22 protein-coding genes are annotated in these 22,436 nt (G+C 41.4%); 4 read left to right on the forward strand and 18 right to left on the reverse strand.

What is annotated here, in order from left to right:
* Positions 1–22 precede the first annotated feature (22 nt).
* From hisH to F4V44_RS20565, 15 genes are all read right to left on the reverse strand, one after another.
* A complete protein-coding gene (gene hisH, locus F4V44_RS20495) occupies positions 23–640 on the reverse strand; it encodes an imidazole glycerol phosphate synthase subunit HisH (protein ID WP_150441875.1) in 618 nt (205 codons plus the stop codon).
* Positions 641–1,231 carry an imidazoleglycerol-phosphate dehydratase HisB gene (hisB, locus tag F4V44_RS20500; protein ID WP_150441876.1) on the reverse strand — a complete coding sequence of 197 codons (591 nt, stop codon included), beginning with the start codon at positions 1,229–1,231 and terminating at the stop codon, positions 641–643.
* Between the two features lie 120 nt (positions 1,232–1,351).
* Positions 1,352–2,620 (reverse strand): histidinol dehydrogenase, encoded by a 1,269-nt coding sequence (gene hisD / locus F4V44_RS20505; protein WP_150441877.1) that lies wholly within the window; start codon positions 2,618–2,620, stop codon positions 1,352–1,354.
* A 25-nt stretch (positions 2,621–2,645) separates the two neighbouring features.
* Entirely contained in the window at positions 2,646–3,287 is a 642-nt protein-coding gene (hisG, locus tag F4V44_RS20510) for an ATP phosphoribosyltransferase (protein WP_150441878.1), read from the reverse strand.
* The gene (locus tag F4V44_RS20515) at positions 3,284–4,471 is read right to left on the reverse strand and encodes an ATP phosphoribosyltransferase regulatory subunit (RefSeq protein WP_150441879.1); all 1,188 of its coding nucleotides are present in this window, start codon (positions 4,469–4,471) and stop codon (positions 3,284–3,286) included. Before F4V44_RS20515 ends, hisG begins: the two co-directional genes overlap by 4 nt.
* A 378-nt stretch (positions 4,472–4,849) precedes the next feature.
* On the reverse strand, positions 4,850–5,353 hold the full coding sequence (locus F4V44_RS20520) for an acyltransferase (protein ID WP_150441880.1): 504 nt from the start codon (positions 5,351–5,353) through the stop codon (positions 4,850–4,852).
* Positions 5,350–6,000, reverse strand: a complete 651-nt coding sequence (ppaX, locus tag F4V44_RS20525; RefSeq protein WP_150441881.1) for a pyrophosphatase PpaX — start codon at positions 5,998–6,000, stop codon at positions 5,350–5,352. Before ppaX ends, F4V44_RS20520 begins: the two co-directional genes overlap by 4 nt.
* Positions 5,990–6,946 carry a nucleoside recognition domain-containing protein gene (locus F4V44_RS20530; RefSeq protein WP_150441882.1) on the reverse strand — a complete coding sequence of 319 codons (957 nt, stop codon included), beginning with the start codon at positions 6,944–6,946 and terminating at the stop codon, positions 5,990–5,992. Before F4V44_RS20530 ends, ppaX begins: the two co-directional genes overlap by 11 nt.
* A gap of 50 nt (positions 6,947–6,996) precedes the next feature.
* Entirely contained in the window at positions 6,997–7,815 is an 819-nt protein-coding gene (gene lgt / locus F4V44_RS20535) for a prolipoprotein diacylglyceryl transferase (RefSeq protein ID WP_150441883.1), read from the reverse strand.
* A gap of 102 nt (positions 7,816–7,917) precedes the next feature.
* Positions 7,918–8,847, reverse strand: a complete 930-nt coding sequence (hprK, locus tag F4V44_RS20540; protein ID WP_150441884.1) for an HPr(Ser) kinase/phosphatase — start codon at positions 8,845–8,847, stop codon at positions 7,918–7,920.
* 405 nt (positions 8,848–9,252) lie between these two features.
* Complete coding sequence (locus tag F4V44_RS20545) at positions 9,253–9,615, reverse strand: phage holin family protein (RefSeq protein WP_150441885.1); 363 nt, start codon at positions 9,613–9,615, stop codon at positions 9,253–9,255.
* A 260-nt stretch (positions 9,616–9,875) separates the two neighbouring features.
* On the reverse strand, positions 9,876–10,991 hold the full coding sequence (locus F4V44_RS20550) for a DUF4097 family beta strand repeat-containing protein (RefSeq protein ID WP_150441886.1): 1,116 nt from the start codon (positions 10,989–10,991) through the stop codon (positions 9,876–9,878).
* 104 nt (positions 10,992–11,095) lie between these two features.
* Positions 11,096–13,957 carry an excinuclease ABC subunit UvrA gene (gene uvrA, locus F4V44_RS20555; RefSeq protein ID WP_150441887.1) on the reverse strand — a complete coding sequence of 954 codons (2,862 nt, stop codon included), beginning with the start codon at positions 13,955–13,957 and terminating at the stop codon, positions 11,096–11,098.
* Between the two features lie 7 nt (positions 13,958–13,964).
* Complete coding sequence (gene uvrB / locus F4V44_RS20560; protein WP_150441888.1) at positions 13,965–15,944, reverse strand: excinuclease ABC subunit UvrB; 1,980 nt, start codon at positions 15,942–15,944, stop codon at positions 13,965–13,967.
* Between the two features lie 214 nt (positions 15,945–16,158).
* Complete coding sequence (locus F4V44_RS20565) at positions 16,159–16,398, reverse strand: CsbA family protein (protein WP_150441889.1); 240 nt, start codon at positions 16,396–16,398, stop codon at positions 16,159–16,161.
* Between the two features lie 242 nt (positions 16,399–16,640).
* Between F4V44_RS20565 and F4V44_RS20570 the strand changes: the two genes are divergently transcribed.
* Complete coding sequence (locus F4V44_RS20570; RefSeq protein ID WP_150441890.1) at positions 16,641–16,958, forward strand: ArsR/SmtB family transcription factor; 318 nt, start codon at positions 16,641–16,643, stop codon at positions 16,956–16,958.
* Here the strand turns inward: F4V44_RS20570 and F4V44_RS20575 are convergent.
* Positions 16,955–17,899, reverse strand: a complete 945-nt coding sequence (locus tag F4V44_RS20575; protein WP_150441891.1) for a cation diffusion facilitator family transporter — start codon at positions 17,897–17,899, stop codon at positions 16,955–16,957. The genes F4V44_RS20570 and F4V44_RS20575 overlap by 4 nt on opposite strands.
* Positions 17,900–18,228: 329 nt before the next feature.
* Here F4V44_RS20575 and F4V44_RS20580 point away from each other — a divergent pair, with 329 nt between their 5' ends.
* From F4V44_RS20580 to F4V44_RS20590, 3 genes are all read left to right on the forward strand, one after another.
* Entirely contained in the window at positions 18,229–19,095 is an 867-nt protein-coding gene (locus tag F4V44_RS20580; RefSeq protein ID WP_150441892.1) for a cation diffusion facilitator family transporter, read from the forward strand.
* A 181-nt stretch (positions 19,096–19,276) separates the two neighbouring features.
* A complete protein-coding gene (locus F4V44_RS20585; RefSeq protein ID WP_191090792.1) occupies positions 19,277–19,861 on the forward strand; it encodes a YitT family protein in 585 nt (194 codons plus the stop codon).
* 54 nt (positions 19,862–19,915) lie between these two features.
* Complete coding sequence (locus F4V44_RS20590) at positions 19,916–20,242, forward strand: hypothetical protein (protein WP_223881992.1); 327 nt, start codon at positions 19,916–19,918, stop codon at positions 20,240–20,242.
* A gap of 75 nt (positions 20,243–20,317) precedes the next feature.
* Here the strand turns inward: F4V44_RS20590 and glnA are convergent, their stop codons facing one another.
* Together glnA and F4V44_RS20600 are read right to left on the reverse strand one after the other, a co-directional pair.
* A complete protein-coding gene (gene glnA, locus F4V44_RS20595) occupies positions 20,318–21,652 on the reverse strand; it encodes a type I glutamate--ammonia ligase (RefSeq protein ID WP_150441894.1) in 1,335 nt (444 codons plus the stop codon).
* Between the two features lie 240 nt (positions 21,653–21,892).
* On the reverse strand, positions 21,893–22,369 hold the full coding sequence (locus F4V44_RS20600) for a diaminopimelate epimerase (protein WP_150441895.1): 477 nt from the start codon (positions 22,367–22,369) through the stop codon (positions 21,893–21,895).
* Positions 22,370–22,436 lie beyond the last annotated feature (67 nt).

The raw sequence follows: 22,436 nt of genomic DNA on the forward strand, positions 1-22,436 counted from the left end.
CCTGAGATGCACCCTCTGTATTTTAGACCATTTTAGTAAAATTCTTTAACAGTTCAACACCGAGTTTGCTGCTTTTTTCCGGGTGAAACTGCATGCCGAAGACATTATTTCTTCCAACTACGGCTGGGACTTCTTCATTATAGGAAGCTGTTCCAATTAGAATGTTGTTATCGTTTGTTTTTACATAATAGGAATGAACAAAATAGGCATAATCCTCTTCCAAATTGGCAGTGATAGGCGAGCTGTTTTCCCATTTTAACCGATTCCAGCCCATATGCGGCACCTTGTAGGTTTCGCCACTTTCAGCTTGTCCTGGAAAGCGAACCACACGTCCTGGCAGAAGCGCGAGGCCTTTTGTTAGGCCGCCTTCTTCACTCTCTTCAAAAAGAAGCTGCATGCCAAGGCAAATGCCTAGAAGCGGCTTTCCTGTTTTTACATATTCGTGCAAGAAGCTGGTAAGTCCTGATTCATTAAGACGGGCCATGGCATCCTTGAAAGCACCAACTCCGGGAAGGATTAAGCCATCTGCTTTCGCCAGTTCAACCGGGTCCTCCGAGAGGAAAAATGGTACTTCCAAACGTTTCAGAGCCTGACTGACACTGAATAAATTCCCCATTCCATAATCAACAATTCCTATCATTTATAACATCCCCTTTGATGATGGAACACCTTTTACCCTTGGATCGATGGTTGTGGCTTCATCAAGCGCTCTTGCCATTGCTTTAAAAATGGCTTCAATCATATGGTGTGTATTTTGACCATAATGAACAATAACATGAAGATTCATTCTAGCTTCCAGGCAGAACTTCCAAAGAAATTCGTGAACTAGCTCCGTATCGAACGTACCCACCTTCTGACTTGGAAATTCGGCGCCGCGGATTTCCAAATGCGGACGATTGCTCAAATCAACTACTACTTGTGCAAGTGTTTCATCCATTGGTACGAATGCATTTCCGTATCGCTTAATGCCTTTTTTATCACCCAACGCTTCTTTTAAAACCTGTCCAAGGCAAATAGCGATATCTTCTGTTGTATGGTGATCATCGATTTCTATATCACCCTTTGCATTGACTGATAAATCAAATTGACCGTGTTTGGCAAATAAATCAAGCATATGAGTTAAAAAAGGTACCCCTGTATCTAATTGAGATTGACCTGAACCATCAATGTTCAATTGGAGCTCAATGTTCGTTTCATTTGTTTTTCGCTGTATCGATGCGCTTCTCGTCATAATCCTATCTCCCTATTCTGGCTCTTTTTAATAAAATGAGCTGTATTCATTTGCTAGTAAAAAATCTTATTCGATGTAAAATTGGAAGCGAAAGGAAGCAGAAGAATGTCCCTCTGCTTCTTAATCCTGTTTTCTTGCTTCGATGGCTCTGGCGTGGGCTTCGAGACCTTCGAGACGGGCAAACTTAGCGATTTTTTCGCTATTTTCATTGAACGCTTGTTCACTGTACATGATGATGCTTGATTTCTTTTGGAAATCGTCGACGTTTAACGGACTGGAGAAACGAGCGGTTCCGTTTGTCGGCAGCACATGATTCGGGCCGGCAAAGTAATCGCCAACAGGTTCTGAACTGTATCTGCCGACAAAAATGGCTCCAGCATGGCGAATTTGGCCAACCTTTTCCATTGCATGTTCCATCATGATTTCCAAGTGCTCCGGTGCTAATTCATTAATCGTTTCAATTGCTTCTGCGACTGTCTCGGTTACATAAATCACTCCGTAATCAGCAATCGACTGTGCCGCAATGCTTTTTCTCGGAAGAGTTTCAAGCTGTTTTTCCACTTCTAATGAAACGGCTTCTGCAAGCTGTCGGGATGGTGTGACTAGGACACTGCAAGCCCGCGTGTCATGCTCTGCCTGTGAAAGCAGGTCAGCTGCAATTTCATTGGCTCTTGCTGTGTCATCAGCAAGAACGGCAATCTCACTTGGACCAGCTATCATATCAATATCGACATCCCCGAATACTTCCCGTTTAGCGAGAGCGACAAAGATGTTTCCTGGGCCTGTTATTTTATCAACCGGTTGAATAGACTCCGTACCATAGGCAAGCGCAGCAATCGCCTGAGCTCCGCCAACTTTATAGATTTTTTTTACCCCTGCTTCTTTCGCTGCGACCAAGACACCCGCCGGCAACGTTCCTGATTCTCCAGGAGGTGATACCATGACAATCCGTTCAACACCTGCCACTTGTGCAGGTACAACATTCATTAAAACGGATGAAGGATAGGCAGCCGTTCCACCTGGTACATAGACGCCTACAGAATCAAGCGGAGTGATTTTCTGCCCCAAGACGGTTCCGTTTTTCTCCGTTGTGATCCAGGAATTCCGCAGCTGTTTTTCATGAAAAGAACGAATATTTTGCGCTGCTTCTTTAATAATCTCGATGATTTCCTCTGACACCTGGCTGTAGGCCTCTTCGATTTCGGATTCGGTAACAGCAAGATTTGTCAGCTGTACACGGTCGAATTTCTCTGTGTAAGCCTTTAAAGCCTCGTCCCCATTGTTTTTGACTTGTTCAATAATGTCTTTGACAATTTTCCGCTGCTCTTCTGTTCCGCTATCAACCGATCTTTTGATTGAAATTCCTTCATTTCTCGTTATGATTTTCACCGTTCTCATCCTAACTTAAAAAAATTTAAACCGTTGCTTTTTGTTTCAGCACGTCGGCGATTTTTTCCACTAGTTCGCTGATTCGCTTATCCTTCATGCGGTAGCTTACTGGATTGACAATTAATCGTGAAGTGATATCTACAATCTGCTCATACTCAACAAGACCATTTTCCACTAATGTTCTTCCTGTTGAGACAATATCCACAATGCGGTCCGCTAAGCCAATCAATGGGGCTAACTCAATAGAACCATTCAGTTTAATGATTTCAACCTGCTCACCCTGCTCACGAAAATATGTTGAAGCAACATTCGGATATTTTGTGGCAATTTTTGGCGCAACATCATTCATTTTTGTGTTTGGCAGACCGGCAACGGCTAAGTAGCACTGGCTGATTTTTAAATCAAGCACTTCATACACATCGCGTTCTTCCTCAAGCATCACGTCTTTTCCAGCAATCCCAAGGTCTGCAACTCCATGCTCCACATAGGTCGGCACATCCATTGGTTTCGCGAGGATAAAACGGAAGTTCTCCTCCTCTACATCGATAATTAGTTTCCGTGAATCATCAAATTCCGGCGGCAGCTTGAAGCCTGCTTCACGAAGCAAAGCCGCTGCTTCTTCAAATATACGACCCTTTGGCATGGCAATTGTTAACGGCTCTTTCATAGCGATGACTCCTTCCCTGCTTTTCCGACTAGCATCGTAACCTCTTCGTATAATTCCGTACTTGCGTCGAGATTTTCGACTCCATTGATATCCTGAAGAACAACTTTGATTCCGCTGCTGCGTTTTTCAAAAGCTAGCTCGTAGGCTTCCTTTCTCCTCTCGGCACTGAATAAAATACATTCAACCGGCTCGCGGGCCTCAATCGTTCCAAGCGCTTCAATCAAACGGTCAAGGCGAATGGCAAAGCCTGTTGCGCCTGTATCCTTCCCAAACTTGCTTAACAAATGGTCATAACGGCCGCCACTGGCAATTGGGAATCCAACCTGATCGGCATAAACTTCAAATAAGATTCCTGTATAGTAACTCATATGACTAACAAGGCTTAAATCAAATTTCACTCTGTCCCCTACTTGACCGTAATCGGCCAAAGTTTCCCAAAGCTGTTTTAAGTTGTCTAATGCATTTCGCCCTTTGCCGTTTTCAAGCAAAGCATTTGCCGCTTCAATGACTTCTTCTCCTCCTCTGAGGCTTAAGAAATCTAACAAGCGCTGCTTATCAATCGATGATAATGGCAATTGCTTCACATGCTCACGATAGCCGACATAATTTTTCTCATATAAAAAGGTTGTTAATGCATTGACACGGTCTTCCGTCCCTAAAATATCAGCAAAGAATTCCTTTACGAAGCCAATGTGGCCGACAGAAATTTGAAAATTCTTTAGACCTGACTCTTCTAAGGAAGAAATTAATAAAGCAATACCCTCTCCGTCCGCGCTGATTGTGTGATCGCCGATGCATTCCACACCAATTTGTTCAAACTCGGCCGGACGCCCGCCTTCACGCTGCTGGGCACGATATACGTTTGCTGAGTATGCGAGTCGTAAGGGTGTGATTTCCTTTAACATTTTGGATGCAGCGACCCTGGCAATTGGTGATGTCATATCTGGTCTGAGGACAAGTGTATGTCCCTGCTGGTCTAATAATTTAAACAACTGGTTCTCTAAAATGGCAGAAGCCGCACCAACGGTTTCGTAATATTCCAGTGCAGGCGTTTCAATAAATTGATAGCCCCATTTTTTCATAACATCGCCGATAACATGGCGAACCTTATGTTTTGTTTCATATAATCCCGGTAATGTATCTCTCATGCCTAATGGCTTTTCAAACATAAATAAACGGCTCATTTGCTAAGAACACCTCTGTTCATCACATTTATACGAAACGCTTTAGTTCGCTAATGTGGTAGTAAGTTGAAGTTATTGTATCTCTATAGGTCGATATTTGTCAAGGAAAAACTAACCAAGGTTGGCGGACCGTCAGATCTTTTAAAGTTATGTATTCTGACTGCTTTTTATTGTTTGGAGCTTAACTGGTCAGAATGAGAACCCTTTTCTTAATCCTAGTATCAGGCACTGCAAATGGACAATACTATCACTTTGTCTTTTCACGGCGCCTGACACCAATATAAAAAGGTGACAGTCACCCGCTGGGGCGTCTGTCACCTTCCGTCCAATAAGGTTAGCATTCACTCTAAAAAGAGAAATATGCACCAAAGAAATACTCTATTCTTTCAGAACCTCTCGAGCATCCTCTCGTATGATTCTCATTGGATTTCCTCCGACAAAAGCTCCTGCAGGTACATCTTTATGGACGAGGGTGCCTGCTGAAACGATGGCACCATCCCCAATCGTTACACCGGGTAAGATAGTCGAGTTGGCCCCAATCATCACTTCGCTGCCGATCCTCACATCTCCTAGACGATACTCCTTAATTAAATATTCGTGGGCAAGAATCGTTGTATTGTAGCCAATAACAGTATTTCTTCCTACACTGATTTTCTCAGGGAACATGATATCAAGCATCACCATTAACGCAAAGGATGTTTGATCTCCCACCTTCATACCTAACAAATTCTTATACAGCCAATTTTTCAAGCCGAGAAAAGGGCTGTAACGGGCTAACTGGATGACAACAAAGTTTTTGATGACCTTCCAAAACGGTACGGTTTTGTAGACATGCCAGAGTGAATTGGGCCCTTCTACCGGATACCGATCCGTGTTTCTCATCTTTTGCCCTCGACAATATCGATTAAATCGCTCATCGATTCGAGAATATAATCCGGCTCATAGGATTTCAAGTAATCAACACCCTTGATTGTCCAGGAAACACCGGCTGTTTTCATGCCGGCATATTTCCCAGCCAGGATATCATGAAAATTATCGCCAACCATAATCGCCTCTTCCGGACGAGAATCAAGGATTTCCAGCGCCTTGAAAAGGGACTCAGGATCAGGCTTTGTTTTTTCAACATCTTCAAACGCAACGAAAGCATCGAAAAATGGAGTAAGATTTGTTAATTTCAAGCCCATTTTCGCCACTTCCGTTCTTTTTGTTGTGACAACCCCAAGCTTATAGCCGTCCTCTTTCAGCTTCTTAACGGTCTCAAACACTCCTGGAAAAATGGTTACCAACCTATCATGGTGTTCTTTATTATGAGTCTGGTATACAGTAATCATCTCTTCTGCTTTTTCCGGATCAATCCCGTAAAAGGTATCTGTAAGAGATGGTCCGAAAAACGGTAAAATATTCTCCCTTGTGTATTGACCAGGAAAATATTGATCTAACGTATACTGAAAGGAAGTATAAATCAATTCATTTGTATCAATTAATGTTCCATCTAAATCAAATAGTAATGTTGTTATCTTATTGTTCATACGTTATTTCTTTACTCCTTGTCTTTGCCAAAATAGATTTATTCCAAATAAGTGCTACAGTTGCCGTCAGCACAATTGCCACCGCCAAACGAATCAACAAAAGTGGCAGTACGGGAATGCCAAGCGGAATGAAGATAAGCGTATCCTCAATAACTGCATGACAGGCAGAGAGGAAGATAAACGCAATCGTTAAATCTTTTTTACTGACGCCATCCTCTTTTACAGCCTGAATCATAACACCAGCCCCGTAAGCAAGACCAAACACTAAACCAGCAGCCAACGTGGTTGACGTATTTGGATTCATTCCTAATGTACGTGTAACAGGTGCCATCCATTTTGAAAAAACATCAATCCATTTCAGATCCTTCAAAATTTGGATTCCAATCATAAGCGGTATAACAATGATTGCTAGCTGCATTACACCCATAACAGCCGACTGAAGACCAGTCAATCCGATTTGAAGCCAGCCTGTCACCACTTCGTTGCTCCCAGAAGCAGTGACGAAACCATATTGCGCCTGCTGTGAACCGCCCTGCCATACCAAGTTAATGATAATCGCTGAAATAATCGCCAAGCTGATTCTGACAAGAAGGACAATCCATAATTTCACTCCGGTCTTTAAGGCTACCCCCGACTCAAGGATCATGCTGTGGGAAAAAGACAGCATGACTGCAATGATAAAGACTTCTTTTACAGTAAAATCAAGTGATAAAATGGCCCCGATAGCGGCATAAATATTAAGGGCATTCCCTAGAACCAAAGGAATCGCCGCATCCCCAGAGAGACCAATTAAACTCATGAATGGTGCAATTTGTTCAATAATCCATGGTAAAACCGGTGTATGCTGAAGAATAGAAATCAGCAGCGTAATCGGAAAGATAATTTTTCCAAATGTCCATGTTACCTGGAGCCCTACCATTAAACCTCTTTTACATGTTCCTAACATTTTTTCATCTTCCTTCTCCTTGTTGTCTATTAGGACAACTCCCCCTTATTTTATCCCTGATTATCTAAATAGCGAACGTTTGAGTATCCTTTTACTCTCCTATAAATAAGCAGACTGACAGCAAGCACAATCAGCGCAACCGAAATCGTTTGAGCCATTCGAAGCGTCTCTGTCAGCATTAAACTATCTGTTCTCATGCCCTCGACAAAGAAACGGCCAATCGAATACCAAATGACATAAGTTAGGAACAATTCTCCCCTTCTTAGGTTCACTCTTCTTAATAACATTAATAAAATAAAGCCCAATAGATTCCAAATCGATTCATATAAAAAGGTTGGATGGTAGTAGGTACCGTCAATATACATTTGATTAATAATAAATTCAGGTAAATATAAATTTTCTAGAAAGGCACGACTCACTTCCCCTCCGTGCGCTTCCTGGTTCATAAAGTTCCCCCATCTGCCGATTGCCTGCCCTAAAATAATACTAGGTGCAGCAATATCGGCAATCTTCCAAAAAGATACTTTTTTCTTTTTCGTAAATACATAGGCTGTAATGACCGATCCAATTAATGCCCCGTGAATGGCAAGTCCGCCATTCCAAATAGCGATAATCTCACCCGGATAACGAGAATAATATTCCCATTCAAATAATACATAGTAGGCCCTAGCCGAAAGAATCGCAATGGGGATGGCCCACAGCATAAGGTCTGTGAACAAATCCTTGTCAAGCCCGCGTCGGGTTGATTCCTTAATGGCTATATATAATCCAAGTGCGATGGCCGTCCCTATAATCACCCCATACCAATGAACCTGGATGGGCCCAAGTGAAATGGCAATGGGGTCAAGCGGTTGAATACCTTCCTCCATTCCTACAACTCCTTTAATCTCTTCGTCCAGACTTTTTCAGCTTTCATAGCTTTCAACCTCCACTATGAAGGAAAAGTTTCCATCTATCAACTTATTAGCCATTTAGTCTTTACCGTTCTCATCAATTACTTCACTGAGACGCTTTGTAAACTGTTCTGCAGCGTTCATACCCATCCGTTTTAAACGGAAATTCATCGCAGCCACTTCAATAATAACTGCTAAGTTTCGTCCCGGACGGACAGGAATCGTAATTTTCGTAACATCTGTATCAATAATTTTTACTTTCTCTTCATCAATGCCTAGACGATCGTATTGTTTTTGCTGATCCCAGTTTTCCAGACTGATAACAAGGGAGATTTTTTTATGCTTAAGAACAGAACCGGCACCAAACAATGTCATGACATCGATAATCCCTAGTCCGCGAATCTCCAGTAAATGTTCAATTAATTCAGGTGAGGTGCCTACTAACGTATTCTCATCCTCCTGGCGGATTTCTACACAGTCATCAGCAACAAGCCGATGGCCGCGCTTCACAAGCTCAAGCGCCGTTTCACTTTTACCGACACCGCTTTGCCCTGTTATCATAACGCCGACACCATAGATATCAACGAGAACGCCATGTATAGCTGTTGTCGGTGCCAACTTACTCTCAAGGAAATTCGTTAACAGTCCTGAAAACCTTGTTGTTTTTTGCTTTGATCGCATGACCGGTACGGATTCACGCTCAGATGCTTCGAGCAGTGCTTCAGGAACTTCTAAACCTCTTGTAATAATGATTCCCGGAGTCACATCTGTGCAAAGCCTTTCCAAGCGGTAATCCCGCTCACTTTCATTCAGCTTTTCAGCAAAAGTCATCTCTGTCATACCGATTAACTGAATTCGATCTGCCGGATAATAATCAAAATATCCGGCGAGCTCGATGCCAGGTCTTGATATATCACTAGTTGTGATTGGGCGATTTATTCCCTCTTCACCACTAAGCAGCTCAAGGTCAAACTTCTCAATTATGTCTTTCGTCCGTACTTTAACCAACTTTGTGCCTCCTTTTATACCTGAACAAAAAATAACAGTGGGATACTAGAATAAGTTTCACATTATTTTATCATTTTTTTGCCAATAACCAAATGAGATTTCCTTGTAAGATATAATTTTAACTTTTTTATAAAGTGAAACTTCCATCAGTGGGGTTTTCTTCACCCCCTACTGATGGTTAGTTGAGACCCACAGGTTGTGGGTCACACAGACGTTGCCACAAATGTGGCATTCTTAGTCTGTGATTCCACGAATGGACCTTTACGGGCAGTTGGTCCCCCACTCTCTTCTTTATGTATACTCATAACCTTGAGGTGGGGGGTCTTACTGCCCGTTAAGAGTGGGATAAAAGCAAAAAAAGCTGACAAGCAGCCTATCATGCACTTCTTGTCAGCTTTTTTACGATTAATGTACTTTTTCATCTTTTCGATTGAGATAGTTTTGAATGATAATATTCACGATAGACATAATCACAGCGATAAGAAAGGCCATTCCAAAGCTTTCAATTTCAAAGGATTCTCCCATGATATTATCAGTCAAAAGCAATGTCAGTGCGTTTATGACAAATAAAAATAAACCTAATGTAAAAACCGTTATAGGCAGTGTCAATATGATGAGAATAGGCTTAACAATCATATTTAGCACCGATAACACGAAACTCGCCCCAATGGCTGCGAGAATCCCTTCAATGTAAAAAGATTCATTGAAAAAACCAGACAGGGCGATAAATAAAATGGCATTGATTAAAATCCCCGCTAACCATCCCATATACTAACACCTCATACTCAAATTCGCGCGCCGAATTTGCGCCCGGATTACCTGAGCTCGCTCGATAAATTACCTTAAAAAATCGCAAGGCTCGCCGGAGGCTTGACTTCATTCAACAAGATTTTAACCTTCCTCTGAATCAGAGTACTTTTGCATTCATCCTCCACTAATAGAAGTGAGGAATGAATGCTGAATGAAGTCCAAGCTGGAATCCTTCGATTCAATTCCAGCTGCAAATCAACATTCTGTTGCACAAATTCTTATACTTTCCGAACCGCAATCGTACCTGTTTTCGTATCCGCATACAACTGGACTAGATCAATTGATTCCTTTACTGATTTAAAACTCAGCGACTTTTGGATAAATTCACTTTTCTCGTCAATAATCTGAACGCCCTCTAATTCAACGTTGAAATTTCCAAGATTAGACTTTAGCATACCGTTCACAGCAGCCTGCTCCGGTATCCCCAATTCAATATTACCAGTCGTTGTCTTTGCATCGATTACTTCACATTCATGGTTGATTGTTTTACACTGAATATTTCCGTTAAAAGTCTGCAGTTCAGCTTTACGAAAATCACCATTTAGCATAATCGCTCCATTTAATGTTTCAGCATCAATTGACTTTACTTCACAGCCAATGCATTGGATCAGACCGTTAGCCGTCTCTGCTTCCACTTCCTGGCTGTTAACAGCATCTAAGATGATTTTTCCGTTGGCCGTTTTGATTTTCATTTTTTTCATTCTGATATTTTTGCTCTCAACATTTCCGTTAAAAACCCGGATATCCCCATATTCATATTCCGATTCTGGAACATAAATAACCGTTTCAAGCTTTATCCACTTTTGTCTTGTTGAAAAATAAAGCCGTTCTTCTTTCACTGCAAAGGTGACTTCTTTTAAAAAGTTCGCTTTTGCTTCATCCTGATTATCTCCGCGGTATACTTGGGCTTTGCATTCAATACGGATGTCCTTTTGATCCCATGGAATGACACGAACATCTCCATTTGCCACATCGATAACCATATCTTTAAAATCAGCATCTGTCTGTTGAAAAATATGAGAAATGTCCATCCGTTTTCCAAAATTCAAATCCAAATCTAGATCTTTTATCTTTTTCACAGCATAATCCACAAATTCAAAAAGCTTTTCCTTTGTGGATTGATAGCTGTGCTGGGATTGAGATTGGGAATGCTTTTCCTGCTTTGTCTGTTCATCAGATTGAACGACCGTTGACAGCTCTGTCACCAGCTGTTTTTGTTTGGCTTCCATTTCTTTTGTTGATTGTTCGAGCCTTTCTAATAATGTCAGCGCTTCATCAACCGTCAGCTTTCCTTCTTCCACCATCTGTAAAATTCTTTTACGTTGTTCCTTCATTATGATTCCTCCCTTAGAGAAACATCTTCATCTAATACATACGAAATGAACAACAATATGTTTCAGAATAAATAAGAATACGTCTTGAGACTGAGTACGTCCGCTTATTGGGTTACTTCAATTTGATCATGCATTCTCTTCCGGTCACGCTCCAAAATCGGTTTAAGATATTTACCTGTATAAGACTCAGGAACTTCGGCTACTTCCTCAGGTGTTCCAGTTGCAATGATTGTTCCGCCTTTATCCCCGCCTTCTGGACCAAGGTCAATCAAATAATCAGCCCGTTTAATCACGTCTAAATTATGCTCAATCACAAGGACGGTATCACCGTTTTCTACGAGGCGTTCTAGAACAACTAAAAGGCGGGCAATATCATCCACATGAAGGCCTGTAGTTGGTTCGTCTAATATATAGAAGGAACGACCTGTTGAACGTCTGTGGAGCTCAGATGCCAGCTTCACCCGCTGCGCTTCCCCGCCGGAAAGTGTGGTAGCCGGCTGTCCGAGTGTAATATAGCCAAGTCCGACATCCATCAGCGTCTGCAGCTTCCGCTTAATTTTCGGGAGATTTTCGAAAAACTCTACCGCATTTTCAACCGTCATGTCCAATATCTCAGAAATATTTTTCCCTTTATACTTCACTTCAAGTGTTTCACGGTTATAGCGTTTCCCATGACACACCTCGCATGGAACATAAACATCCGGTAAAAAGTGCATTTCAATACGAATAATCCCGTCACCACGGCATGCCTCACATCTGCCGCCCTTCACATTAAAACTGAAGCGGCCTTTTTTATAACCGCGCACCTTGGCTTCATTCGTTGAAGCATAAACATCCCGAATATCATCGAACACACCCGTATAGGTGGCAGGATTGGAGCGCGGTGTTCTGCCGATTGGTGTTTGATCAATGTCAATCACTTTATCCAAGTGCTCTAATCCGGTAATGGAGCGGTGCTCACCCGGTTTACTCTTAGCTCGGTTCAGGTTTAGAGCCAATGCTTTATGTAAAATTTCATTCACTAACGTACTTTTTCCGGAACCTGAAACACCTGTCACTGCCATGAACATGCCAAGAGGAAACTTCACATTAATATTTTTTAAATTATTTTCCTTTGCCCCTTTGATTTCAACGTAGCGCCCGTCAGGCTTCTTCCGTTCAATCGGCAGCGGAATAAACTTCTTCCCTGATAAATATTGTCCTGTTAACGAGTTCGGGTCTTCCATCACCTCTTTCGGTGTACCGATGGAAACAATTTCCCCACCATGAATCCCTGCACCAGGACCAACATCAATAAGAAAATCAGCCGCCATCATTGTATCCTCATCATGTTCAACGACAAGCAGCGTATTGCCGATATCACGCATATTTCTCAGTGTTTCAATCAAACGGTCATTGTCACGCTGATGAAGGCCGATGGATGGCTCATCAAGAATATAAAGGACACCTGTCAAACGTGAACCGATTTGCGTAGCCAAGCGTATCCGCTGGGCCTCTCCGCCAGACAAAGTTCCAGCCGTGCGGCTAAGCGTTAAATAATCAAGTCCAACATTCACAAGGAAACCGAGACGTTCTCTAATTTCACGGAATATCAGGTGGGCAATTTTCATTTCCTTTTCTGACAAAGAAAGACTGTCAAAAAAACTTAAACTCTCCTCAACTGAAAGGGAAGTCACCTCTCCGATATGCTTCCCGTCAATCAAGACAGCCAGTGTTTCTTTTTTCAGCCTATATCCTTTACAGCTTGAACAATTGTGCTCGGCCATATATTTGTCCATCTGCTCACGGATCCAATCGGAGCTAGTATCTGTATAACGACGCTCTACATTCTTGAGCACACCTTCAAATTCAATCTCATTATCCCTGACCTGTCCCCAGTCATTTTCATAGTGAAAACGAATTTTTTCTCCATCCGAACCATGGAGGATTTTATCCATTTGATGCTGCGGGATATCCTTTACAGGGACATCCATATCAATTCCATAATGATCGCAAATACATTTCAACAGCTGCGGATAATATTGCGAGCTTGCAGGCTCCCACGGAGCAATCGCATGCTGATTCAAGGTTAATTCTTTATTCGGAATCACAAGACTAACGTCAACCTTTTTCTTCACTCCAAGGCCGTCACATTCCGGACACGCACCAAACGGGTTGTTAAAGGAAAACATTCTCGGCTCAAGAGCAGCAATGGAAAATCCGCAGATGGGGCAGGCATGGTGCTCACTGAATAAAAGCTCCTCTTCCCCTATTACATCAATTTTCACCCTGCCTTCGCCAAGCTTTAAAGCAGATTCTAAGGAGTCTGCCAGTCTTGCTTCCACGCCTTCTTTCACAACAATCCGGTCAATGACCACATCAATTGAATGCTTTTTATTTTTTTCAAGCTCGATTTCTTCTCCTAAATCATACATTTCCTCATCAATCCGTACCCTTACATAACCCTGCTTCTTGATATCCTCAAGGACTTTGACATGTGCGCCCTTTTTACCAGAAATGATAGGAGCCAATATTTGCATCTTGGTTCTTTCAGGATATTCCATGATTCGGTCAACCATTTGCTCAATCGTTTGCGAAGATATTTCAATTCCATGTGTCGGGCAAGTGGGGTGACCGACCCTTGCAAAAAGCAAACGCATATAATCATATATTTCCGTTACCGTTCCAACCGTTGATCGTGGGTTGTTGCTTGTCGTCTTTTGATCAATGGATATCGCAGGAGATAACCCTTCAATTGAATCCACATCAGGCTTTTCCATCTGCCCAAGAAATTGACGGGCATACGCTGACAAGGATTCAACGTATCTTCGCTGTCCCTCCGCATAAATGGTATCAAAGGCAAGCGAGGACTTTCCTGAACCGGAAAGTCCTGTTAAGACAACAAGCTTATCTCTCGGAATTGTGACATCAATATTTTTTAAATTATGGGCTCTGGCACCCTTTACAATCAGTTTCTCCATCGCCATCTATAAGTCATCCTTCCGCTTTCAATTCTAATATTAAATCCCGAAGCTCTGCCGCACGCTCGAAGTTCAGTGCTTTGGCAGCTTCTTTCATTTCTTTTTCCATATCGGCAATCACTTTTTCTCGTTCCTTCTTTGACAAATTAAGCAATCCAGACACCGCATTGTATTCTTCCTGCTCTTCGGCCGCATGTGTCGCGCGAATCACATCGCGGATTTCCTTTTGAATGGTCATAGGTGTAATGCCGTGCTTACGATTGTATTCCTCTTGTATCGCGCGGCGCCGCTTTGTCTCATTGATGGCTATTTCCATTGAATGAGTCATTTTATCCGCGTACATAATCACCTGACCATTGGCATTACGTGCAGCACGGCCGATTGTCTGTATCAATGATCGTTCTGACCGCAGGAAGCCTTCTTTGTCTGCATCCAGAATCGCAACAAGCGATACTTCCGGAATATCCAGTCCCTCTCTCAAAAGGTTGATACCGATAAGTACATCGTATTTCCCTAACCGCAGCTCGCGGATAATTTCAATCCGCTCCAACGTCTTTATTTCAGAATGCAGATAATTGACTTTAATACCGATTTCCTTTAAATAGTCGGTTAAATCCTCTGACATTTTCTTCGTCAGTGTCGTTACCAGAACACGCTCATTTCTCTCAACACGCTCATTAATTTCTGCAATCAGGTCATCAATCTGCCCTTCAATTGGGCGAACCGAAATCACCGGATCCAGCAATCCAGTCGGACGGATAATTTGCTCAATCATTTCCGGTGTATGCTCTTGTTCATATGGACCAGGTGTGGCAGAAACAAAAACGATATTTTTGATATGCTTTTCAAACTCGGAAAAAATGAGCGGACGGTTATCAAGCGCAGATGGAAGACGGAAGCCGTGATCCACAAGCACCTGCTTTCTCGCCTGGTCACCATTATACATCCCGCGAATTTGCGGGAGCGTCACATGTGATTCATCAATGACAATAAGAAAATCTTCAGGAAAATAATCCAGAAGTGTGTATGGAGTTGAACCCGGCGGTCTTAACGTAAGATGACGCGAATAGTTTTCAATTCCTGAACAAAAACCCATTTCTCTCATCATTTCTAAATCATAGCGCGTCCGCTGTTCCAAACGCTGTGCCTCAAGTAATTTACCGTTTTCACGGAGCTCCACTAATCTTTCCTCAAGCTCCTTTTCAATATTTTGAATCGCCACCTGCATTTTCTCTTCGCGGGTAACGAAGTGGGAGGCCGGGAAAATGGCGACATGCTCTCGATCACCCAAAATCTCTCCTGTTAAGGCATCCACTTCACGAATCCGGTCAATTTCATCACCGAAAAATTCGATTCTCAAGCAATGTTCATCCCTTGAAGCGGGGAAGATTTCTACAACATCGCCTCGTACGCGAAATGTCCCGCGAATGAAATTGAGGTCATTACGGTCATATTGGATATCCACAAGCTTACGGAGGAGCTGGTTCCGTTCCATTTCCATACCCACACGTAAGGAACAAACAAGTTCGCGATATTCCTCCGGCGAACCCAAACCATAGATGCAGGATACACTCGCAATGATAATTACATCCTTTCGTTCAAATAATGAGGATGTTGCCGAGTGACGAAGCTTATCAATTTCATCATTAATACTGGCATCTTTTTCAATAAAGGTATCTGTCGACGGGACGTAAGCTTCTGGTTGGAAATAATCGTAGTAACTGACAAAATACTCGACTGCATTGTTCGGAAAAAACTCCTTAAATTCACTGTACAGCTGTCCTGCGAGGGTTTTATTATGGGCGATAATCAATGTTGGTTTGTTTACTTGCTGAATCACATTCGAAACGGTAAAAGTTTTACCTGTTCCAGTAGCTCCAAGCAATGTTTGATGACGTTTCCCTTCCTTAATGCCTTCAACAAGTTTTCTGATGGCCTCCGGCTGATCTCCCTGAGGTGTATATTTTGATACTAGTTGAAATTGATCTTTCACAAGCTTTCCTCCCATTCGTGCATCCTTCTATCTTTAATCCGTATCCAAATTTTTCATCTATGTTCATTCTACCACATTGCCATAAAAACAAACCACAATTATAGCGAACAAATATTCTATTTTTTCAAGAGGAAAATAATTACTTGTTCGTGCTAAGAGCTATATCCAAAGTCAACGAAAAACCCGCCTCCTTTTTGTGGTGACAGGTTCTTTTTTATGATGTTGATGTATGCTTTAGTTTCTGTTCCATCCGATCTCCGTACCAAAAACCGACTGTTAAGGAAAAAGCATCGATGACAATCAGCCAAATACTATGGGTATAGCCTTTATAGACTGAGGCCGCAATTAATGCTACTGTCAAAACAAGGGCCAGCACCCGATTATAGGTGACTCTTGTAAACCATACAACCAACAAGCCGGGTAAAAAAAAGGCTGATAAAATTTTTAAAAACAATCCTCATCACCTGCTCCTACTAGAGATTATGTACCGGTCCTGGAAAGAAAGTGCCGCAAATTTCCTCGTAACCATCTTATTTTCATTTTACTACTTAGCTTTACATATGAAAAGAAACAGTTGGATTCATATGGATGTTCTTGATGATTCATCAGCGTAAAAAGAAAAAATCATGAGCAATAAGAGGATGCCCATGATTTTTCCTACTAAAGTCGTTATAATAGGTTCAAGAGGTGATTCTATTGGAAAAAGAAAACCCAATTGAAGAAATCAAAGAACTTGATGAAGAAACGCTCTTTATTGTTTCACAAACCTTTAAGGCTTTATCAGACCCGACCCGAATTCGGATTCTTCATTTATTATTTACCGGTGAACATTCTGTCAATGAAATTGCTGAAAAATTATCCTTGCTGCAATCAACCGTCTCACATCAGCTGCGTTTCTTGAAAAATTTACGTCTTGTTACATTCCGTCGCGAAGGGACCACTTTATACTATACACACGATGACGAGCATGTCATGGATATATTAAAGCAAACCATCGAGCATGCCCACCATTAATTACAGCCTTGATGCGGGTTTGGACAGCCCAGTTCATTTCGTTCTACTTGGATTGTGCTGTGTTCAATTCCAAAATCATCATGGAGAATCGACTGCGCCTTCTCCAAAATTTGATCATGAACGCCATGCTCTGAAATGGAAATATGGCAGCTTAACATAGGCATTCCCGAAGTGATGGACCAAATATGAAGATCATGTACCTCTGTCACTTCTGCAATTTTACCTAATGCAGCCTTCACTTCTTCGAGTTTAATTTGAGCAGGTGCTCCTTCCATTAAAATATGGAATGAATCTCTTGTTACTCTCCAGCCGCTGATAATAATCAGCACAGCCACAATTAGGCTCGCAATCGGATCAGCAATTCCCCAGCCAAAGAAAATCATTAAGAGAGCGGCAACAATAGCCCCGGCAGAACCAAGCATATCTCCCAATACATGCAGGAAGGCACTTCTTACATTTAAGTTTTCATCTTTGTCACCGCGCATAAGAATCCAAGCAGCAATGATGTTAACAACTAAACCAATCACGGATATCGTCAGCATCCCTATGCTCTGCACTTCAGGAGGGTCAGCAAAGCGGTGAAATGCTTCGTAAATAATATAGATGGAAATAATAATTAACGTCAGACCGTTTAAAGCTGCAGCAATAATTTCAAATCGTTTATATCCAAAGGTCTTTGATTGTGATGCCGCTTTTTCCCCAAGCTTAAGGGCAAAAAAGCTCAGCCCAAGGGCAGCTGCATCGCTTAGCATATGACCGGCATCAGCAAGTAATGCCAAACTGTTTGTTAGGAGTCCTCCAATAACCTCCACTATCATAAAAGTAGTGATGAGGATAAAGGAAAGAAATAATGCTTTTTTATTTGCAGAATGTCCATGATGATGGTGTCCGTGGTGATGACCGTGTGAATGTCCATGCGAATGACCGTGATGGTGGCCCATTGCAACCCCTGCTTTCTTTATAATATTCTTTGTAAATGACTATATGAATATGTGTTCATATATATTATGATAGAGAATGGAAAAAAGTTCAACTAAAACGCATGTATTTTGTCTATATTTTTAGAATTTTCCTTCTATATCTGCTACCTTAATAAGTTTTATTTTTCCCGAAAATATAAACGTCTTTCCTTATCGCCTTCTTTACAAATTCCTTCCATTCTCTACAGTGAACCTTTCTTTAACAAGTTACTTACCGGCCAAGTATATAATCAACTGCCCTAAACAATACTATATAAGGTAAATTTTCATGTTCATTCTAGGAGGATTGTATGGGGAACTCCAATCTAAAAAAGGCAGAAACAGGAGCCTGGATTAGTATTTCAGCCTACGTGGTTCTTTCCGCTTTTAAACTAACAATGGGCTATATAGGCAACTCCGAGGCGTTAAAAGCAGATGGTTTAAATAATTTAACCGATATTATGGCCTCTCTTGCTGTCTTAATCGGCTTAAAAATTTCACAAAAACCACCCGATGAAAACCACCGCTACGGCCATTCACGCGCCGAAACGATTGCCTCTTTAGTGGCAGCATTTATTATGATATCGGTTGGGATTCAAGTTATTATCGGCTCCGTAGAGTCCTTTTTTAATCCGAATGATACTAGACCTGAAATTATAACAGCTTTTGTTGCGTTGGCCTCAGCCCTCTTTATGTTTGGCATCTATCGTTACAATGCTGGCTTATCCAAAAAACTGAATAATAAATCCCTTTATTCAGCTGCGCAGGATAACCGTTCAGATGCCTTAGTCAGTGTCGGAGCAGCCGTTGGGATTACCGGATCCTATTTTGGCATTGGCTGGCTTGATCCACTGGCAGCAGGAATTGTCGGATTCATGATTTGCTATACGGCATGGGAGATTTTCAAGGATGCTGCCCTCGATCTAACAGATGCTTTTGAAGTATCCAAGCTAAAAGAAATCGAAGAAACCATCCGTACGACACCTGGTGTACATCTGGTGAAGGATATTAAAGCAAGATTGCATGGAAACCGTCCCATCGTGGATGCGACCATTTTCGTTGAACCAAGCTTAACGGTGATTGAAGGCCACCAAATTGCTGAAGAAGTCGAAGATCGGCTGCTAGAAAACCATCAGATAAATGATTCTCATATTCACATTGAACCGCGAATGAGCTGATACAAAAATAGGCAAAACAAAAGGAGCGAATCATAGCGATTGGCTCCTTTTGTTTTGCTGTCTCAACTTTTTTATTTTTTACAGTTCCCCCTTTGTATATACCATTTTTTTACAAAAATCCAAACAAAAAATCCTTCTAACATAAAATGCTTGGACATATATTATTTCATATCCAACGTAAATGAAGGTGACATTTATTATTCAGAAAATATTTGTAGTTTTTATTGGCAGCCTTTTAATGGGAATTGGAATTAACGGTTTTTTAGTACCTTATCATTTGATTGATGGGGGCATTATTGGAATTTCCCTCATTTTACATTATTACTTTGATGCACGCGTCGGACTTACTATGATGCTCCTGAGCATTCCTCTATTTCTATATACATGGCTTCGTGAGAGATTGTATTTTTATCATAGTCTGTACGGTCTCTTTATTGCCGCCTTTTTCATTGATTGGCTGGCACCGATGAAGCATCAGCTCCATTTGCCCATCCTTGCAAGTGCCTTGTTGGGCGGAACCTTTATCGGACTTGGCACCGGTCTCATGCTGCGCTATCAGACAAGCACCGGCGGAACCGATTTGCTGGCGAAATTAGTTTCAAACTCCTCCTCTTTAAATATCGGCATCGTCATTTTCATTATTGATGGCTTGATTGTAACAGCTGGCTATCGTGTGCTCGGACTTAGATCCTTTCTTTTTTCCTGTATTGCGATTATCACAGTCGGCGTCATGAGTTCCCTCATTATCGGCCCTGCTAAGCATTAGTAACAATCTTTAAATATTCGCATATTTTGGGAAGAGAGAAAGGGAGGGATGGTTATGGACCAAAACTATGGAAATCAATCAGGTCATATGCCTAATATGCCAAATGAACCAGATATGAAAAGTCTTTGCATGAAGTACAGGAACTATCATGTAATTACACAAATGAGTGATGGCACGCAAATGGAAGGAATTATTGAGGATGTTGATGAAGAAGGCGTAACCATGTTAGTGCCTGAAGATATCGAAGCAGATGACAGGGTATTGGGTTTTGGCGGTTATGGAGGATACGGCAGAAGAAGATTTAGAAGATTCCGCCGCCACAGATATCCATTCTTCTTCTTCGGATTTCCATTTATCTTTCCATTTCCTTATTACTACTAAAGTGGAATCGTACTACTTATATTAAAAGCAGCCTTCTAGCAAGGCTGCTTTTGTATGTTAGAGGATGCAGACTGATTAATATACACTCATATATTCATCGCGTTCCCAAGGATGAACTTGCGTGCGGAATATATCCCATTCAATTTCCTTTGCTTCAACAAAGTGTTCAAAGATATGCTCACCAAGAGCAGACACAATCACTTCATTTGATTTTAGTACATCGATGGCTTGAGCTAATGTGGATGGAAGATCCGTCACACCTTCAGCTAGACGCTCTTCTTTATTCATGGCATAGATATTACGGTCCACTGGTGCTGGAGGAGCCATTTTATTCTTTACTCCGTCAAGACCTGCTTTTAATAGAACAGCTAAAGCTAAATATGGGTTTGCAGCAGGGTCTACACTGCGTACTTCTACACGTGTGCTTAAACCGCGGGATGCTGGAATACGAATTAATGGTGAACGGTTACTTGTTGACCATGCAACATAACATGGAGCTTCATAACCTGGTACAAGACGCTTATAAGAGTTGACGATTGGATTGGTTATAGCTGTGAACGATTCTGCATGCTTCACAATACCAGCAATAAATTGACGAGCGGTTTCGCTTAGTTCCAATTCATCTTGTGGATCGTAGAATGCATTTTCCCCGTTTTTGAATAAGGATAAGTTACAATGCATACCAGATCCATTCACACCGAATAATGGTTTTGGCATAAATGTTGCATGTAGACCATGTTTACGCGCAATGGTTTTAACAACTAATTTAAATGTTTGGATATTGTCGCATGCAGTGATTGCATCTGCGTATTTGAAATCAATTTCATGCTGTCCTGGAGCTACCTCATGGTGTGAGGCTTCAATTTCAAAGCCCATTTCTTCAAGCTCAAGAACAATATCACGTCGGCAGTTTTCACCTAAATCTGTAGGAGCTAAATCAAAGTAGCCACCGCTGTCATTTAGTTCTAATGTCGGCTTCCCATTTTCATCCAGCTTGAACAAGAAGAATTCCGGCTCAGGCCCAAGGTTGAAGTCGGTAAAGCCTAATTCCTCCATTTCCTTCAATACCCTCTTAAGATTATTACGCGGATCTCCTGCAAATGGAGTTCCATCTGGTTTATTAATATCGCATATAAAACGTGCCACTTTACCTTTCTCAGCGGTCCAAGGGAAGATAACGAATGTATTAAGGTCAGGACATAGGTACATATCCGATTCTTCAATACGGACAAATCCTTCAATAGAAGAACCATCAAACATCATTTTATTATCAAGCGCCTTTTCAAGCTGGCTGATTGGAATTTCTACGTTTTTGATGACACCTAAAATATCGGTAAATTGAAGGCGGATATATTTTACATTTTGCTCCTTACAAATTTGTCTAATATCCTCTTTTGTATACTTTGTCATACACTATCTCTCCTTTTTTTATGTGGCTCTGTTAACGAATAAATATTGATAAATTAGATTTTTGACTCATCCGTGAGAAATGGACATTTCTCACGCCTTTCAGCTGTGCTGAAAGGTTGCTGTATGGTTATGAAGTGATAGGAGAAAATGAATTTCTCCTATCACTTCATAACCATACAGCTTTAGATGAGTCAAAAATCAACAATGTTAATAAACAAGGCTTTATATAAAAATATTTAACTACTCATTTTGATCAAGAATATCTTGCGATTTTAGTAGAGTCATCTCCTCTAATTCACCATAACAAACATATCTGACTTCATCTTTTGGCCAAACACGATTCAGGTTATCCCATACGACTACATTATTTACTTTTCGTTTTTCCCCAACCTCCACTTTGACACTTACATCTCCATCTATTGTCTCAATCGTGAAGTTTGGAGATTCAGCATACATCGTATCGTATAGATAGGCAGCAGCACATCGTATACCGCTTAAACAATGGTTAGCTTCTATCCCATCTTTATTGAAAATCCTTATGCTAAAATCGGCTCGATCGGAAGGGCCAATGATAAGAATACCATCCGAACCAATCCCAACCTTCACATTTGAAACCAGTTTCGATAGCTCAGAAAAATTGACATGTTCCATCGAATCTTCTAAAAGATTAAATAATACATATGAGTTCCCTAAGCTCTGCATTTTGGAAAATTGCAAACCGATCCTCACCTCCTTTAATTTCAACTTCAAATCATTTAGTCTTCATTAATAAGAACTAACTTCC

The organism is Niallia endozanthoxylica, assembly GCF_008710145.1.
Taxonomy (GTDB): domain Bacteria; phylum Bacillota; class Bacilli; order Bacillales; family Cytobacillaceae; genus Bacillus_BD; species Bacillus_BD endozanthoxylica.

What these genes read in the sequence shown, in the direction of transcription:
- hisH (WP_150441875.1), bottom strand. Translation starts at nt 640, where the DNA reads ATGATAGGAATTGTTGATTATGGAATGGGGAATTTATTCAGTGTCAGT.
- hisB (WP_150441876.1), bottom strand. Translation starts at nt 1,231, where the DNA reads ATGACGAGAAGCGCATCGATACAGCGAAAAACAAATGAAACGAACATT.
- hisG (WP_150441878.1), bottom strand. Translation starts at nt 3,287, where the DNA reads ATGAAAGAGCCGTTAACAATTGCCATGCCAAAGGGTCGTATATTTGAA.
- F4V44_RS20515 (WP_150441879.1), bottom strand. Translation starts at nt 4,471, where the DNA reads ATGAGCCGTTTATTTATGTTTGAAAAGCCATTAGGCATGAGAGATACA.
- F4V44_RS20520 (WP_150441880.1), bottom strand. Translation starts at nt 5,353, where the DNA reads ATGAGAAACACGGATCGGTATCCGGTAGAAGGGCCCAATTCACTCTGG.
- ppaX (WP_150441881.1), bottom strand. Translation starts at nt 6,000, where the DNA reads ATGAACAATAAGATAACAACATTACTATTTGATTTAGATGGAACATTA.
- F4V44_RS20530 (WP_150441882.1), bottom strand. Translation starts at nt 6,946, where the DNA reads ATGTTAGGAACATGTAAAAGAGGTTTAATGGTAGGGCTCCAGGTAACA.
- lgt (WP_150441883.1), bottom strand. Translation starts at nt 7,815, where the DNA reads ATGGAGGAAGGTATTCAACCGCTTGACCCCATTGCCATTTCACTTGGG.
- F4V44_RS20545 (WP_150441885.1), bottom strand. Translation starts at nt 9,615, where the DNA reads ATGGGATGGTTAGCGGGGATTTTAATCAATGCCATTTTATTTATCGCC.
- F4V44_RS20550 (WP_150441886.1), bottom strand. Translation starts at nt 10,991, where the DNA reads ATGAAGGAACAACGTAAAAGAATTTTACAGATGGTGGAAGAAGGAAAG.
- uvrA (WP_150441887.1), bottom strand. Translation starts at nt 13,957, where the DNA reads ATGGCGATGGAGAAACTGATTGTAAAGGGTGCCAGAGCCCATAATTTA.
- F4V44_RS20575 (WP_150441891.1), bottom strand. Translation starts at nt 17,899, where the DNA reads ATGGGCCACCATCACGGTCATTCGCATGGACATTCACACGGTCATCAC.
- F4V44_RS20580 (WP_150441892.1), top strand. Translation starts at nt 18,229, where the DNA reads ATGGGGAACTCCAATCTAAAAAAGGCAGAAACAGGAGCCTGGATTAGT.
- F4V44_RS20585 (WP_191090792.1), top strand. Translation starts at nt 19,277, where the DNA reads ATGAAGGTGACATTTATTATTCAGAAAATATTTGTAGTTTTTATTGGC.
- F4V44_RS20590 (WP_223881992.1), top strand. Translation starts at nt 19,916, where the DNA reads ATGGACCAAAACTATGGAAATCAATCAGGTCATATGCCTAATATGCCA.
- glnA (WP_150441894.1), bottom strand. Translation starts at nt 21,652, where the DNA reads ATGACAAAGTATACAAAAGAGGATATTAGACAAATTTGTAAGGAGCAA.